This is a genomic window from Aeromonas rivuli (assembly GCF_020149575.1).
Lineage (GTDB): Bacteria > Pseudomonadota > Gammaproteobacteria > Enterobacterales > Aeromonadaceae > Aeromonas > Aeromonas rivuli.
On sequence record NZ_CP079742.1, the window covers coordinates 38,090 to 53,379 of the forward strand.

At 60.2% G+C, this 15,290-nt stretch carries 12 protein-coding genes; 3 read left to right on the forward strand and 9 right to left on the reverse strand.

The features are described from left to right. Nucleotides 1-10 precede the first annotated feature (10 nt). Nucleotides 11-2,437 (forward strand): VolA/Pla-1 family phospholipase, encoded by a 2,427-nt coding sequence (locus KYK33_RS00155; protein WP_224431661.1) that lies wholly within the window; start codon nt 11-13, stop codon nt 2,435-2,437. Between the two features lie 224 nt (nt 2,438-2,661). Here the strand turns inward: KYK33_RS00155 and glpG are convergent, their stop codons facing one another. Together glpG and glpE are read right to left on the reverse strand one after the other, a co-directional pair. Further along, on the reverse strand, nt 2,662-3,495 hold the full coding sequence (gene glpG, locus KYK33_RS00165) for a rhomboid family intramembrane serine protease GlpG (RefSeq protein WP_224433066.1): 834 nt from the start codon (nt 3,493-3,495) through the stop codon (nt 2,662-2,664). A gap of 29 nt (nt 3,496-3,524) precedes the next feature. After that, nucleotides 3,525-3,848 (reverse strand): thiosulfate sulfurtransferase GlpE, encoded by a 324-nt coding sequence (gene glpE, locus KYK33_RS00170; protein WP_042043952.1) that lies wholly within the window; start codon nt 3,846-3,848, stop codon nt 3,525-3,527. 173 nt (nt 3,849-4,021) lie between these two features. On the opposite strand from glpE, the gene KYK33_RS00175 reads away from it, so the two are divergent. Continuing rightward, nucleotides 4,022-4,615, forward strand: a complete 594-nt coding sequence (locus KYK33_RS00175; protein ID WP_224431662.1) for a LysE family translocator — start codon at nt 4,022-4,024, stop codon at nt 4,613-4,615. 35 nt (nt 4,616-4,650) lie between these two features. Here KYK33_RS00175 and KYK33_RS00180 read toward each other — a convergent pair whose 3' ends face one another. From KYK33_RS00180 to KYK33_RS00205, 6 genes are all read right to left on the reverse strand, one after another. Further along, nucleotides 4,651-5,532: an AraC family transcriptional regulator gene (locus KYK33_RS00180; protein WP_224431663.1), complete on the reverse strand. Its 882-nt coding sequence runs from the start codon at nt 5,530-5,532 to the stop codon at nt 4,651-4,653. 42 nt (nt 5,533-5,574) lie between these two features. After that, nucleotides 5,575-6,276: an ABC transporter ATP-binding protein gene (locus tag KYK33_RS00185; protein WP_042043951.1), complete on the reverse strand. Its 702-nt coding sequence runs from the start codon at nt 6,274-6,276 to the stop codon at nt 5,575-5,577. Between the two features lie 10 nt (nt 6,277-6,286). Next, nucleotides 6,287-7,054 (reverse strand): high-affinity branched-chain amino acid ABC transporter ATP-binding protein LivG, encoded by a 768-nt coding sequence (gene livG / locus KYK33_RS00190; protein ID WP_042043949.1) that lies wholly within the window; start codon nt 7,052-7,054, stop codon nt 6,287-6,289. Between the two features lie 91 nt (nt 7,055-7,145). Further along, nucleotides 7,146-8,402, reverse strand: coding sequence for a high-affinity branched-chain amino acid ABC transporter permease LivM (locus tag KYK33_RS00195; RefSeq protein WP_224433067.1), 1,257 nt, complete (start codon nt 8,400-8,402; stop codon nt 7,146-7,148). 85 nt (nt 8,403-8,487) lie between these two features. Further along, complete coding sequence (livH, locus tag KYK33_RS00200) at nt 8,488-9,414, reverse strand: high-affinity branched-chain amino acid ABC transporter permease LivH (RefSeq protein ID WP_042043944.1); 927 nt, start codon at nt 9,412-9,414, stop codon at nt 8,488-8,490. A 69-nt stretch (nt 9,415-9,483) separates the two neighbouring features. After that, nucleotides 9,484-10,602 (reverse strand): branched-chain amino acid ABC transporter substrate-binding protein, encoded by a 1,119-nt coding sequence (locus tag KYK33_RS00205; protein WP_224431664.1) that lies wholly within the window; start codon nt 10,600-10,602, stop codon nt 9,484-9,486. A gap of 420 nt (nt 10,603-11,022) precedes the next feature. Here KYK33_RS00205 and KYK33_RS00210 point away from each other — a divergent pair, with 420 nt between their 5' ends. Further along, a complete protein-coding gene (locus KYK33_RS00210; protein WP_224431665.1) occupies nt 11,023-12,027 on the forward strand; it encodes a substrate-binding domain-containing protein in 1,005 nt (334 codons plus the stop codon). A gap of 177 nt (nt 12,028-12,204) precedes the next feature. On the opposite strand, the gene KYK33_RS00215 is transcribed toward KYK33_RS00210, so the two are convergent. Next, nucleotides 12,205-15,285, reverse strand: a complete 3,081-nt coding sequence (locus tag KYK33_RS00215; protein WP_042043939.1) for a multidrug efflux RND transporter permease subunit — start codon at nt 15,283-15,285, stop codon at nt 12,205-12,207. Nucleotides 15,286-15,290 lie beyond the last annotated feature (5 nt).

A 15,290-nucleotide genomic window follows, 5' to 3' on the forward strand; every position in this document is an offset into this window, starting at 1 on the left:
AGACATGGATATGAAAAAGAAGCTTGTTTATGTAGCCGTGCTCAGTGCTCTGCTGGCGGGTTGCGGTGGCAGTGACAGTAAGGATGACGACACCTCCAGCTACCTGGACTATCTGCTAACCGGCTCCAATGCGGTGCGGCCGAGCGCCCTGGCCGCCCGGGCCAGCGATGGTACCCTCAAGTTTTCCACCGAGACGGCGGATCGCTCCAACCCGGTGTCAGCCCTGTCGACCCTGGATGGCTGGTCCACCACCCAGGCGATCCAGATTGTGCCTGTCACCGGTTCGGGTACCCAGGTGCCTGCGCCCGCCGCGGCTGAATTCGGTGCCTCGGTCGCTCCCCTCTATCTCTTGGAGCTGGAGTTCGACAGCGCCACCTTGCGCCCGAGCGGCGTCAAGAAGCTGCTTAGCTACGGCAGCGACTACGTGGTCGCCAGCGCAGGGGGCAAGCTCAACCTGGTGCCGCTCAAGCCGCTCAATCCCTCCTCCTATTACATGATTGTCGCCACCGATAGTCTGAAAGACAGCGATGGCAAGGCACTGCAGGCCGGTAGCGATTACAGCAACTTCAAGGGCAGTGCAGGCAGCACGGTTCAGGAGCAGACCATCAATGGCCTGATCACCCTGCAAGAGGCGCTGTTCAAGGGCGCTACCGGGGTGAGCAGCGACCATGTCATCTTCTCCGACTGGTTCGGTACCCAGTCCGGCGCCGATGTGTTGCTGGCGGTGAAAGGGGCCGCGGCCTCCATTCTCAAGAGCCCGACCCTGGATGCGGCCGCCCTGTGGAAACAGGATGCCGAGGGCAATGACAGCCTGCCGCTCACTTACACCATGACGGGCCTCAATGCCGGGGTCGATTTCCTGACCCAGCTGGCGGGTGAGCCCTTCCTGCCGGACGAGCAGAAGTCCCTGCTGGAGAGCGTCATTGGCGCTAATCCTCAGTTGAGCGGTATCGCGGCTGCGACCAAGGTGTACACGGGGGCGGTCAAGCTGCCTTACTTCCTGGCAACACCAACCAGCGCCGGCTCCTGGGACAAGGCGAAGACTCAGTCCTGGCACGGTGCCATCCCCAGCCTCTATGCCATCGCCAATGCGCTCAAGGCCAATGACAGCGAGGTGATCGGTGGTCTGGTGGGGGCGGGCGTGGATCCGGCTTTGCTGGGCGAATTGATTGCCGATCCGACCCGTCAGGCCGAGTTGCTGGCCGAGGCGAGCAAGCTGATCGGCGCGACCATCACCTCGGGTGGCAAGCCGCTGGATGCCGAGCAGAACATAGGCCGCTTCAACCCGCTGCCGGCCCTGACCGAGGTGCAGGACGTGCCGATGCGCATCTTCTCCGCCGCGCCGCTCAGTGCCGTCACCGACGTCATCATCTATCAGCACGGCGTCACCTCGGTGAAGGAGAACGCCTACGCCATCGCCCTGAGCCAGATTGGCGCCGGCCTGCAGGCCAAGAAGAACGTGGCCATAGTGGTCATCGATCATCCACTGCACGGGGAGCGCGGCTACGCCCTGACCGGCAGCCTGGATTCGGTTACCACCGAGAGCAATCCAACCCCCTATCTGAATCTGAGCTACCTGACGGTGGCACGGGACAACCTGAAACAGAGCGTGGCCGACTTGCTCGGGCTGCGTCTGGCGGTGGGGCTGGCCAATGCCAAAGGCCTGGGCACCCAGCTCGGCGGCGCCGGGCTCAAGGTACACTTCCTTGGCCACTCCCTGGGGGCCATCTCGGGAGCCGATCTGCTCTCCGTCACCAACCAGGACATCGGCAACCCCTTGGCAAATGCCCTGTTCAAGTTCGACACCGGCGGCCTGGGCATGCCCGGTGGCGGCATAGCCCCCCTGCTGCTCAACTCGCCGACCTTCGGCCCGACCATCAAGATGGGCGTGCTGACCGCAGGCAGCCCGGCGCTCAAGGCTGGCTTTACCGCCTATGCGCCCAGCTGCCAGACGGCGGTGCCAAGCTGCTTCGTCAACGAGTTCCTGCCGAGCCTGGACGCCGCCACTCAGGCGAGCGCGGCCAGCACGTTGCAGACTTACAGCTTCGCCGCCCAGTCGGTGCTGGATTCGGCTGATCCCATCAACCTGGTGTCAGGCATCAAGGCGGACTTCCCGCTGTTTGCCTCCGAGATCGTGGGGGATGGCGCCAGCAGCCTGCCGGATCAGGTGATCCCGAACAGCATTGCGACTGCGCCGCTGGGTGGCACAGAGCCGCTGCTCAAGCTGCTCGGCTTGCAGCCGCTGACGGCAACCGGCGCGGCCAACCACCATGCGGTGCGTATCCTGGCGGGGGGTCACAGCTCGCTGTTGGCACCGGATGAGCACTTCGATCCGACCGGCAAGGTGACCACCGAGCTGCAGACCCAGTTCGCCAGCTTCTTCATGAGTGGCGGTACCGCGGTCAAGGTCACGGATCCTACGCTGATCAAGCAGTAAGTGTGCAGGCTCGAGTGAGCCAGCCAGCAAAACGCCGCCCTCGGGGGCGGCGTTTTTTATGGCGCTCTTTTGATGACGCTATGTTGCTGAAGCCCGACTAGGCCAGCTTGTGATGGCGGTCCAGCCAGCCTTGCAGCAGGCCGACCAGCAGACCCACCAGATGGGCGATGTTGGCGGCGGTATGGCTGCCGAGCAGGTCGAGAAAAACCTTATGACAACAACGACTAGGCCAGCTTGTGGTGGCGGTCCAGCCAGCCTTGCAGCAGACCGACCAGCAGACCCACCAGATGGGCGATGTTGGCCGTGCTGGTACCGAGCAGGTCGAAGAAGCCTAGCACCAGCCAGAACAGCATGAAGCCCATCAGTGCCGGGGGCAGGGCGAAACCGGACTCCGGTTGCAGGCGGCCGCGCAGCCAGAGGTAGCCGAGCAAGGCATAGACCACACCGGAGAGGCCGCCAAACAGCGGGCCGCTGGCGAAGAACTCGGCGATGTTGGGCAGGGCCGCCCCGACTAGCAGCAGAATAAACAGCTTGCCACTCCCCAGGCGCTGCTCTATCTGGCCACCCAGATACCACCACCACAGCAGGTTGAACACCAGATGCAATATGGAGAAATGGATGAAGGCCGGAGTCAGGTAACGCCAGGCCTGCCAATCGGCAAACTGGGCCAGGGTCGGGTGAAATGCCAGCAGATCATAGATGGGCAGGCCGATCGCCTGCAGGGCATAGATAGCGAGACAGGCGATGATGACCAGCAGGGTGAGTGGCCCGGCGTGGTGCAGGAAATCGGTGATGGGATCCGTCATGCCCTTGCTGTAGTCGATGCGGACATCGGCCCGGCCGGATTGCCAGGAGGCTTCCATGTAGCGGGGGTGACTGGGCTCGGCCAGGAAACGCTTCACCTCTAGCTGGGCCTGGGCGACACGCTGCTCGTCGGCGAGCCAGACACTGACGCCAAGCTCTGACTGGGTCAGCTCGCACGGGATCCCCAGAGTGCTGAGGTAGTCGACCAGCGCCTGGGCCATGCGGGCGTTGTCCAGTACCAGCAGCTGTATCATGCCTGCCGGGACGTGCTCATCGGCGCCGCTCATGCATCGCCCGCCTGGATGGGGAACTCCTTGCGCCACGCCTCAAAGCCGCCATCCAGGCTGTAGACCTCCTCGAAGCCCTGTTGCAGCAGGTACTGGGCTGCACCCTGGCTGCTGTTGCCGTGATAGCAGATGACGATGACGGGGGTGTCGAAGTCCACCTCATCCATGAAACGCACCAGACTGCCGTTGGTCAGATGAAAGGCGCCCACCGCATGAGATGTCTCGAATGACTGGGGATCGCGAATATCGACGAGTCTTGCCTCGCCCGCGGCGAGCTTGGTGTGGGCATCCTGGGCGCTGATGTGGGCGAATTGATCCATGACCTTGTCCTGATAGTAACGATAGGGTTGCAGTTTACCCCATGAGCGCGCCTGCGCTAAGGGGGCAATCTCCTCTGGGCATCTCGGCGAGGGCCTGAGCGCAATTTTCTTCAATACCCGGGCCTGTCATGGCCGCTAGGGTGGCCTCCTCTCATCTTGTTGGAGTGTCATTGATGGAAACGAGTCTGCTGTTATCCATGGCCGGGTTTGCTCTGGCCATGTCCATTACCCCGGGTCCCGTCAATCTGGTGGCCCTCAGCAACGGGGCCCGATATGGCTTTCGTGCCAGCCTGCGGCACGTGGTCGGGGCTACCCTGGGTTTCATCTTGTTGTTATTGCTGATGGGATTGGGCCTGGGCACCCTGTTATCGAGCTGGCCGGTGTTCGGCAGCGCCATCCGTTGGGGCGGGGTGGGGTTTCTCTGCTACATGGCCTGGTTGCTGCTGCGAGATGACGGCACGCTGAGTGCTCAGGAGGGCAAGCCTCCGGCATTCTGGTATGGCGCCATGATGCAATGGCTCAACCCCAAGGCGTGGCTGGCGGCCAGCATGGGGGTTGGTGCCTATGGCGCGCTAGGAGGGCTGGGGCAGGTACTGCAGTTTTGCTTGTTGTACCTGGTGATCTGTCTGGCATCGATTGCCTGCTGGGCTTATGCAGGCAGCCAGTTGCGGGAGGCATTGTCATGCCGGCGTCGACTGCGCTGGTTCAATCGCGCCATGGCGGCGCTACTGCTGCTCAGCGGCCTCTATCTGGTGATGGAACCCTGATCTTGAGCACTCTGGGCCACTGGCCTGCTTCCCCATCACTCATCGCAGTGGACGTCTTGGCGCGACATCTGGGCACGATACTGGCCCGGAGTGGCGGCGACCAAGCGTTTGAACTGGCGCTGGAAGTGGGCCTGATCGGCGAAGCCACTCGCCAGGGCGACATCGGCCAGGGATTGCCCCCGCTGTAACAGCATGCGAGCGTGGCGAATACGCTGGTTGAGCAGGTAGGCGTGGGGCGTCATGCCGTAATGACGGTTGAAGGCGCGCACGAAGTGGGAGGGGCTGAGTTCGGCCACGGCGCTTAGCTGTTGCAAGCTGAGCGCATTGGCGCAGTCGTCCTGCATCAGCTCGGCGGCCCGTTGCAGGCGCGGGGGCGGGCGATCATCCCACTTGGCCGGGGTCAGGCGATGCAGTAGCTGGTGGCCGAATCCGTGGCAGGCCACCTGTTTGGCCAGGGTATCCTGGCTGCTATCGACCAGGATGCGATAGAGGCTTGCCAATAGGGAATAGAGCAGGGGATCCCGACTGGCGGTCATGTCGAAGGGGCGAAATTCGCTGCCCAGACCCGCGTCTTGTTGCTGGCCCCCCAGCCAGTCGAGGTCGAGATAGAACATCAGATAGGACCAGGGCTGATCCGAGACGGGGTTGCAGGCATGGACCTCTTCCGGGTTCATCAGCACCAGCGTGCCGCTGCCAACGCTCTGCCAGCTGCGCTGATTGAGGTAGTGGCTGTGGCCGCCGGTAATGGCACCGATGGAGAAGTGGGCATGACTGTGTTTGTCATAGCAGACGCGCCGGCCATCTTGCACCGAGCGCGCCTCGATAAAAGGCAGTTCAGGGTCACGCCAGAACCTGTGACTGTCCGGGGTGCCCCTGGGGTGGCTCACGACCTCATCACCGAGCAATATCCGGGGCATGGCTGCCATGGATAGCAGGATGAAATGGGTAAAGGAGCCATGTCAGCCGCCCAGATAGGCTTGGCGCACTGCGGGATTTGACAACAAGGCGGCGCCCGAGTCTTGCAGCACCACCCGGCCGTTCTCCAGCACATAGCCTCTGTCCGCCAGCTTGAGTGCCTGGTTGGCATTTTGCTCCACCAGGAAGATGGTCATGCCCTTCTCCCTCAGCTGTAAAATGGTGTCGAAGATCTGTTGGATGATGATGGGGGCCAGGCCGAGGGAGGGCTCGTCGAGCAGCAGCAGGCGCGGCTTGCTCATCAGGGCCCGACCTATGGCCAGCATCTGCTGCTCGCCCCCGGACATGGTGCCCGCCCGTTGTTCCAGCCGTTCATGGAGCCGTGGGAACATGGTGAACACCTGTTGCAGCAGACCCTCTTGCTCATGCTTGTCGACGAAGAAGGCGCCCATGCGCAGGTTCTCCTCCACCGTCAGTCGGGCGAAGATACGCCGCCCTTCTGGCACCACGGCGATGTCTTTGCGCATGATGCGGGCCGTGGTGAGGGAGGTGATCTCTTCTCCCTCGAACCAGATGCTGCCGCTACTGGGTTTGGGTTCGCCACAGAGCGTCATCAGCAGCGTAGTTTTACCGGCGCCGTTGGCCCCGATCAGGGTGACTATTTCGCCTTCTTTTACCTCGACACTGACGTCGTGCAGGGCCTGGATCTTGCCGTAATGGGTCGATACGTTGCGAAGTTCTAACATCTTTTTGTCCTTACGACTCGCCCAGATAGGCCTTGATCACTGCCGGATTATTACGGATTTCCTCCGGTTTACCCTGAGCCAGTGGGGTGCCCTGGTTGACCACGAAGATGCGGTTGGAGATCTCCATCACCAGCTTCATGTCGTGCTCGATGAGCAACACAGAGACACCGAACTCATCGCGCAGCCCGACGATCAGCTCGTTGAGCTCGTCGGTCTCATGGGGGTTGAGACCGGCTGCCGGCTCATCGAGCATCAACAGTGCTGGCTTGGTGGCCATGCAGCGGGCAATCTCGAGGCGGCGTTGCTGGCCATAAGCCAGGTTACCCGCGGGACGGTTGGCAAGATCCTTGAGGCCCACCTTTTCCAGCCAGAAGGCGGACTGATCCAGCCCCTCCTGTTCGGCGCGGCGAAAAGCCGGGGTCTTGAACAGACCGGAGATAAAACCGGTGTTGAGGTGACGATGCTGGGCGACCAGCAGGTTTTCTACTGCCGTCATGTCCTTGAACAGCCGTACGTGCTGGAAGGTGCGCACCACCCCCTTGCGGGCGATCAGATGGCCGGGTAGCCCCTGGATCTCCTCGCCACGGTAACGGATGGTGCCACCGCTTGGCCGGTAGAAGCCGGTCAGGCAGTTGAAAATAGTGGTCTTTCCGGCCCCGTTGGGACCAATGATGGAGATGACCTCGCCCTGGTCGACATCCAGTTTGACGCCGTTGACGGCCAACAGGCCACCAAAACGCATCGACAGATCAGAGACCTCTAACAACTTCTGATTCATTTTTGCAGCTCCACTTGCTGGGCCAGGGGCATCACGAGCAGCCCATCCAGGTGACGCATCGACAGATCAGAGACCTCTAACAATTTCTGATTCATTTTTGCAGCTCCAGATGGGGGCGAGTCATTGGCAGCAGACCCTGTGGACGCCAGATCATCATGAAGACCATCAGCAGACCGAACATCAGCATGCGGTATTCGTTGAACTCGCGAGCCAGCTCGGGCAGTACCGTCATTACGATGGCGGCCAGCACCACGCCGATCTGGGAGCCCATGCCACCCAGCACCACGATGGCCAGCACAATGGCGGACTCGATGAATACGAAGGACTCGGGGCTGATAAAGCCCTGGCGCGAAGCAAAGAAGCTGCCCGCGAAGCCCGCGAAGCAGGCGCCTATGGTAAAGGCGGTCAGCTTGATGATGGTGGGGTTGAGCCCCAGTGATTTGCAGGCGATCTCATCTTCACGCAGCGCCTCCCAGGCACGGCCAAGGGGCATACGCAGCAGGCGATTGATGACGAACAGGGTGGCAATCACCAGCAGCAAGGCCATCAGATAGACGAAGATCACCTTGTGGTTGGCGTTGTAGGTGATGCCGAAGAAGTCGTGGAAGGTGCCGAAGCCGCCGTCCTTGACGGTGCGGTTGAACTCCAGGCCACCCAGAGTGGGTTTGGGAATACCTGATATCCCGTTCGGGCCACCGGTGAGGGAGGTGAGGTTGTTGAGCAAGATGCGGATGATCTCGCCAAACCCCAGGGTCACTATGGCCAGATAATCCCCCCTCAGCCGCAGCACGGGGAAGCCGAGCAGGAAGCCGAACAGGGCGGCCATGCCCCCCGCGATGGGCAGGCACTCCCAGAAGCTCAGCCCGAAGTAGGTGTTGAGCAGGGCATAGCTGTAGGCGCCGACCGCGTAGAAGCCGACATAACCGAGATCGAGCAGACCCGCCAGACCGACCACCACGTTCAGCCCCAGACCCAGCATCACGTAAATGAGCGTAAGAGTGGCGAGATCCACGGCACCACGGGAGGCCATGAAGGGCCAGCTTACCGCCAGCAGCAGGGCGATGAGCGCCGCCGTGTTGTAGAGGCGTGGCGCCTGCTCCGGGCTGGGCAGCACCAGCTTGGAGACGCCGCTGGTGGACCCCTTGAACAGTCCCAGGATCTGGCTGCGCAGCAGCTGGAAGCAGAACACCAGCGCCGCCCCACCCAGCAACCAGATCAGGGAGACATCGAGTCGACTGATGACCAGCAGACGGGTGCCTTCCGTCTCAAGCTTGAAGCCGAGCAGCCAGAAAGAGAGCAGCATCAGCACCAGGCTGGCGACGCAGGCGTGAATGAATTGACGTTTCATCATACCTTCTCGACCTCCGGGCGACTCAGGATGCCAATGCTGGCCATGGAGAACGACATCAGGCCGATGATATATGCATGTTTCATCATACTTTTTCGACCTCCGGGCGACCCAGGAGACCGGTGGGCATAAAGAGCAGCACCAGGATGAGCAGGGCGAAGGCCATGACGTCCTTGTACTCGGTGCTGAGGTAGCCGGCGGTGAGCGCCTCGACCACGCCGAGCAACAACCCCCCTATCACGGCACCGGGAATGCTGCCGATGCCCCCCAGCACCGCGGCGGTGAAGGCTTTCAGACCGGCCATAAAGCCGAGGTAGGGGTTGATGACGCCGTAATACATGCCAAGCAGCACACCGGCGACGGCGGCCAGGGTGGCCCCCAGCACGAAGGTAATGGAGATGACCACATGGGTGTCTATGCCCAGCAGGTTTGCCATCTTGATGTCTTCCGAGCAGGCGCGGCAGGCGCGGCCCATACGGGAGCGGTTGATGAACTGGGTCAGCGCCAGCATGGTGATGAAGGTCACCACGAAGATGATGAGCTGCATATAAGAGAGACTGGCCTGGAAGCCATCTTCTGAGCCAAAGTTCCAGCCGCCACTGATCAGGGTCGGCATGGCGATGTCCCGGGATCCCTGGGCCATGCGCATCATGTTCTGCAAGAAGATCGACATGCCGATGGCGGAGATGAGGGGGATCAGACGGTTGCCGCCGCGCAAGGGGCGGTAGGCGACCCGCTCTATGGTCCAGCCATAGGTGCCGGTCACTATGATACTGATGAGAAAGGCAGACCCAAGCAGTATGGCGGTGGTGTCTATACCCATCATCATGAGGGCGGCCATGACCATGAAGGCCACATAGGAGCCAATCATGTAAACCTCGCCATGAGCGAAGTTGATCATGCCAATGATGCCATAGACCATGGTGTAGCCGATGGCGATCAACGCATAGGTGCTACCTATGGTTAATCCGTTCAGCAACTGCTGAACCAAATAAAGAATATGTTCGGACATACTGCGTTCCCTGTACTTGCCCGCAAAGACGTGAGGGGGTGAGCATGCTCACCCCCTCCGGCAGATTTATTATTTGAGTTGAGTAGAGGTGCCGTCGGCATGCCACTCGAACATGCCGAACTCGAAGCCTTTCAGGTCGCCATTTGCAGCCCAGGTGAGGGGGCCCATGACGGTGTCTATGGTGCTGCTCTTGATGGCCTTTTCCACGGCAACCGGGTCTTCACCCGCTTTCTCTATCCCGGCGGCCAGGGTCTGGACTGCCGCATAGGTGGTCCAAACGAAGGGACCGGAAGAGTCCTGACCTTTGGCCTTGAAGGCCGCGACGATCGGGGCGTTGGCTGGCACCAGATCATATTTGTTCGGCAGCGTCACCAGCAGACCCTCTGAGCCCTTGCCACCGATGGCGGAGATGTCCTTGTTGCCTACCCCTTCCGGACCCATGAATTTGACTTTGAAGCCTTTCTCATTTGCCTGGCGCAGGATCAGGCCCAGCTCCGGGTGGTAGCCGCCGTAGTAGACGAAATCGACGTTCTCTTTCTGCAGCTTGGCGATCAGGGCGGAGAAGTCCTTGTCGCCTGCGGTGATCCCCTCGAAGGCCACGACTTTGACGCCAGCCTTGTCCAGAGTGGCTTTCACGCTGGAGGCGATGCCTTCACCGTACTGCTTCTTGTCATGAATGACGGCGACACGCTGGGGCTTGACCACGTCGATGATGTACTTGGCGGCAGTCGGGCCCTGATCGCTATCCAGACCTATGGTACGCAGCACCATCTGGTAGCCACGCTCGGTGATCTTGGGGTTGGTGGAGGCGGGGGTGATCATCAGGACGCCTTCGTCTTCATAGATGTCGGAGGCGGGCAGGGTGTTATCGGAGCAGAGGTGGCCAACCACAAATTTGACACCGTCGTTGATCACCTTGTTGGCGACCGCGACCGCTTGCTTGGGATCGCAGGCATCATCATAGATGACGGCCTCGATCTGCTTGCCCTTGATGCCGCCAGCCTTGTTGATCATCTCGACGGCCATCTTGCCGCCGGTGAATTGCATGTCGCCATATTGAGCGACCGGGCCGGTGACCGGGCCTGCAATGCCAATCTTGATGGTATCGGCGGCATAGGCCATGGAAACAGAACCAAACAGCGCCATAGAAACCGCTGCCCTGACTGCAACCTTGCTCCAGTTATTCATAGATTCGTCCCTTTAATCAGTGGATTGTTTCACACCGGGCAGACTTCCCGCTTGTCCGGCAATGGTAAGGTTCTATCATTCCTGCCCCAGTAATAACAAGCTGTTAAAGATATGGCATAAGGGGGGTTAGGTGGGGGTTAGATGAAGCTTGCTACTATGTATAGACATTTACTTGGTGTTTCATGCTGTTTCGTGTGGGCAACATAAAGTTAACATTCGAATCTTGTTGATTTGATAGCGGAAAAACCTGACGAGTTTTTACTCTGATGAGGCTCCCATTTCGTTCAAAATCTGTTTGCGCAAACTCTGGGCAGCACCTAGATTAGCCAGCATCGGCAATCGCCTGATAGCTCCCGTTAATTTCAAGCCTTTATTCGGGAAATCTGCTAAGGTTCCGCTTTTGATATTCAGGAGACAGAGATGGCCACTATTAAAGATGTCGCCGCGCGCGCAGGCGTATCCATCTCCACCGTCTCACATGTACTCAATCACACCCGTCGGGTCAGCGAAGAAGCAACCCAAAACGTGCTTGAGGCGGTGGCAGAGCTCAACTACGCACCCAATTCGGTGGCGCGCAGCCTCAAGATAAATTCGACCAAGACTATCGGCATGCTGGTCACTACCAGTGCCAACCCCTTCTTCGCGGAGGTGGTGCGCGGGGTCGAGGCTTACTGCTTCGAGCAGGGCTACAGCCTGATCCTCTGCAATACAGAGAACCAGCCGCCCCGTCAGCAGCATTATCTGAGAATGCTGATGGAGAAGCGGGTCGATGGCCTGCTGGTATTGGGCACCGACATCGACACCCCCCTGCGCGACATGCTGCGCATCCACAAGAATGTGCCTCAGGTGGTGCTGGATTGGGGAACCGAGTGCGATTTTGCCAACGTCATCAATGACAACGCCCGCATCGGTGCCCGCATGGCGGTCAGCCACCTGCTGGAGCAGGGTCACCGCAATATCGCCTGCATCACGGGTCAGCTCGACAAGCCAACCACCCAGCAGCGACTGGATGGGGTGCGCGATGCCCTGACCGAGCAGGGGCTCACCTTGCAGGATGAACAGATCTTCGAGGGTGACTACGAGAGTCAGAGCGGCTTCGACCAGATGCTGCATATCCTGGCGCTCGAGCCGCGTCCGACCGCGGTCTTTGCCTTCGACGATCCCATGGCGATAGGCGCCATTTGCGCGGCCTGGGAGGCCGGGGTCAAGGTGCCGGACGATATCTCCGTCATCGGCTATGACGATGTGGAGATGGCACGCTTCTCCAGCCCGCCGCTCACCACTATTCGCCACCCCAAGGCCGAACTGGGTCTGCTGGCGGTGCAACAGCTGGTGAGCCGGATCCGCAACAAGGAGCTGGAAGTCGAATCCATGACGGTGCAGCCCGAACTCATCGTGCGCCGCTCGGTCAAGTCCTTGCGCTAAACCCCTTGGGTGCTACCCATCGAGAAACGGCCACCCCTGCGGGTGGCCGTTTTTATGGGTGATGGTCGGGGATGACCCTGAGCGGCACTTATTGTTGCAGACCCTGCATTGAAGGCTCGACTCCCGCCCAGAAAAAAGGCCCCTCGCGGGGCCTTTTCATTCATATGGAGCAGGGGATCAGTGACCGCCCTGTGCCTTGGGAGGGACCGACTCGTCGAACTCCTTGAGCGGCTCATGTTTGGACGCCAGGAAGGTGTAGATAACCGGCAGTACGAACAGCGTGAACAGGGTGCCGATGGCCAGACCGGCGACGATGACGATACCGATACTGAAGCGCTGGGCTGCGCCAGCACCGGCGGCGTACAGCAGCGGGATCAGACCCGCTATCATGGCCGCCGTGGTCATCAGTATGGGGCGCAGTCGCACCTTGGCTGCCTGCATCACCGCTTCCATACGGTTCCTGCCGTGCAGCAGCTGTTCTTCTTTGGCTACCTCACAGATCAGGATGCCGTGCTTGGTAATCAAACCAACGAGGGTGATCAAGCCCACCTGGGAGTAGATGTTCATGGTCGCCAGACCCCAAGCCAGGGCGATCAAGGCGCCACTGATGGCCAGGGGAACCGATACCATGATCACCAGCGGGTCACGGACGGATTCGAACTGGATGGCCAGCACCAGGAAGATGATGGCCAGTGCCAGCGCGAAGGTGGCATAGAGCGCATTGCCTTCGGTGACAAACTGACGCGCCTCACCCATGAAATCGTAACGATAGCCCTGGGGCAGGGTGGAAGCCGCTTCCGTTTCTAACCAGCCGATCGCATCGCCCATGGCAACACCCGGAGTAGGTACTGCACCTATGGTCGCCGAGTTGAGCTGGTTGAAGTGGGGCAGGGCGCGTGGCTCACCGACCACATCTATGGTGATCAGGCTGCCAAGGGGCACTGAGCGGCCATCGGCGGCGCGCACATAGTAGCCCTTCATCGACTCGGGGTTGAGGCGGTACTTGCGTTCCACCTGCGGGATCACCTCATAGGAGCGGCCATCCAGATCGATACGATTGACGTAGCCATCCGCCATCATGGTGCCCATGGTGACGCCTATGTCCTGCATGGTGATGCCGTAGGCACCCGCCTTGTCCTTGTCGATGCTGATCTTCATGGTGGCAGAGTCGTAGTTCAGATCGAGATCCGAGTAGACAAACTGACCACTGGCCTGAGCGGCGGCCAGCACTTCGCTCGCCACGATGAACAGGCTTTCAAAGCTGTTTGGTGTGGTGATGACGAACTGGATCGGCAAGCCGCTGGACGCACCTGGCAGTTCGGGGAACTGGAAGGTGGTGATGGACATGCCTGGCACATTTTTGACAATGGCTCCGACTCGATCCAGCACCTCTTTCTGGCTGGCTTCCCGCTCGCTCCAGGGTTTCATGGAGGCGATACCGAATGCCTGGTTGGCATTGAACAGGCCGGAGAAGACCTGGGAGTAGGCGATCTCGGGCTGATCATCCAGCACCTTGTTCACCTCCGCCATGGTGTTTTCGATGTAGTCCAGGTTGGCGTTCGAGGGCGCCGTACCCAGCACCGCCATGACCCCTTTATCTTCGGAGGGGGCCAGTTCGCTCGGGATGAACTTGAACAGCAATGGCAGACTGCCAAAGACGATGACCGCGAAGACGATGACCACGATGCGTTTTTGCATCACGGCATGGAGCATGCGGTCGTAGCGATCCGTCATGCGCTCGAGCAGATGATGCACAGTGCTCTCGAATTTGCTCGGTTTGGCATTGGCCTTGAGCATCACGGAACACATCATGGGGGAGAGGGTCAGGGCGATGATGCCCGACACGAACACGGCCCCCGCCAGGGTCAGCGCAAACTCCTTGAACAGCGAGCCGGTGATGCCGCCCATCAGTGCGATAGGAGCATACACGGCCGCCAGGGTCAGGGTCATGGCGATGACGGGCACGGCTATCTCCCGGGTGCCTATGATGGCGGCCCGGAAGGGCTCCTCACCCTCCTTGATATGCCTGTCCACGTTCTCCAGCACCACGATGGCGTCATCCACCACCAGACCGATGGCGAGCACCATGGCAAGCAAGGTCATGAGATTGATGGAGAAGCCAAAGATGTCCATCACCATCACGACCCCGATGAGACTCAAGGGGATGGTGATGATGGGGATGATAACGGCGCGGAACGAGCCCAGGAACAGGGTGATCACCACCAGTACGATGGCCGCCGCCTCAATGATGGTCTTGATAACCTCGTGGATCGATTCATTGATGGCCACGGTCGAGTCATAGAGGACGTTCATCTCCATGGTGCTCGGCATGTTGCGTTTGAGGCTTGGCAGCATCGCCAGCACATCGTGGGCGATGTTGATCGGGTTGGCGGTCGGGGAGGCGTTGACGGCCATGACCACGGCTTCGCGGCCGTTGGCGGTGGCACGATAGATGTCGTGGCTCTTCTCCAGGCTGACTTTGGCGATGTCGGACAGACGGATCACCTTGCCTTCCCGGGTCGATACAACCAGTCGTTCCAGTTCGGCAGTATTGGTGACTTGAGTCTTGGCATCCCCGTTGAACAGCATGAAATAGCCGGTGGACTGACCGGTTGCCGACTGATAGTTGTTGCTGTTGAGCACCGTCATCACGTCAGTTGCGGTCAGGTCGAAGGCGGCCATCTTGGCCGGATCCAGCCAGACGCGCAGGGCAAACTCGGTACCGCCATACAGATCCACTTTGGAGACGCCGCCCACAGTGAACAGCTGGGGTTTGACGACCCGCTCCAGGTAGTCGGTGATCTGGCTGGAGTTCAGCTCAGGACTGGTGACACCCAGATAGAGCACCGCCGTGGTCGACCCTGTGGAGGAGGTGACCGAAGGGTCTTCCGACTCTTTGGGCAGCTGGGAACGTACCGAGTTCACCTTGGCCAGTATGTCTGACAGCGCGGCGTTCGGGTCGGTATTCAACTTCATGAATGCCGTCACGGTCGAGCTGCCCAGCTGGCTGGACGAGGTCATGAAGTCGATGTTGTCGGCCTGGGCTATCGCCTGTTCCAGGGGTTGGGTGATGAAACCCTGGATCAGATCCGAGCTGGCGCCGTAGTAGCTGGTGTTGACCGTGATGACGGTATTGATCACCTCGGGGTATTCGCGCACCTGCATCTTGAAGATGGCCTGGAAGCCGAGCAAGGCGATCAGAAAACTGATCGAGATTGCCAGCACGGGCCGCTTTATGAATATGTCAGTAAATCGCATTACAG

Bases quoted from the DNA above. Each gene is read 5' to 3' on its own strand.
- livG (WP_042043949.1), bottom strand. From the start codon at position 7,054: ATGAATCAGAAGTTGTTAGAGGTCTCTGATCTGTCGATGCGTTTTGGT.
- glpG (WP_224433066.1), bottom strand. From the start codon at position 3,495: ATGATACAGCTGCTGGTACTGGACAACGCCCGCATGGCCCAGGCGCTG.
- KYK33_RS00205 (WP_224431664.1), bottom strand. From the start codon at position 10,602: ATGAATAACTGGAGCAAGGTTGCAGTCAGGGCAGCGGTTTCTATGGCG.
- KYK33_RS00175 (WP_224431662.1), top strand. From the start codon at position 4,022: ATGGAAACGAGTCTGCTGTTATCCATGGCCGGGTTTGCTCTGGCCATG.
- glpE (WP_042043952.1), bottom strand. From the start codon at position 3,848: ATGGATCAATTCGCCCACATCAGCGCCCAGGATGCCCACACCAAGCTC.
- KYK33_RS00185 (WP_042043951.1), bottom strand. From the start codon at position 6,276: ATGTTAGAACTTCGCAACGTATCGACCCATTACGGCAAGATCCAGGCC.
- KYK33_RS00180 (WP_224431663.1), bottom strand. From the start codon at position 5,532: ATGCCCCGGATATTGCTCGGTGATGAGGTCGTGAGCCACCCCAGGGGC.
- KYK33_RS00195 (WP_224433067.1), bottom strand. From the start codon at position 8,402: ATGAAACGTCAATTCATTCACGCCTGCGTCGCCAGCCTGGTGCTGATG.
- livH (WP_042043944.1), bottom strand. From the start codon at position 9,414: ATGTCCGAACATATTCTTTATTTGGTTCAGCAGTTGCTGAACGGATTA.
- KYK33_RS00210 (WP_224431665.1), top strand. From the start codon at position 11,023: ATGGCCACTATTAAAGATGTCGCCGCGCGCGCAGGCGTATCCATCTCC.
- KYK33_RS00215 (WP_042043939.1), bottom strand. From the start codon at position 15,285: ATGCGATTTACTGACATATTCATAAAGCGGCCCGTGCTGGCAATCTCG.
- KYK33_RS00155 (WP_224431661.1), top strand. From the start codon at position 11: ATGAAAAAGAAGCTTGTTTATGTAGCCGTGCTCAGTGCTCTGCTGGCG.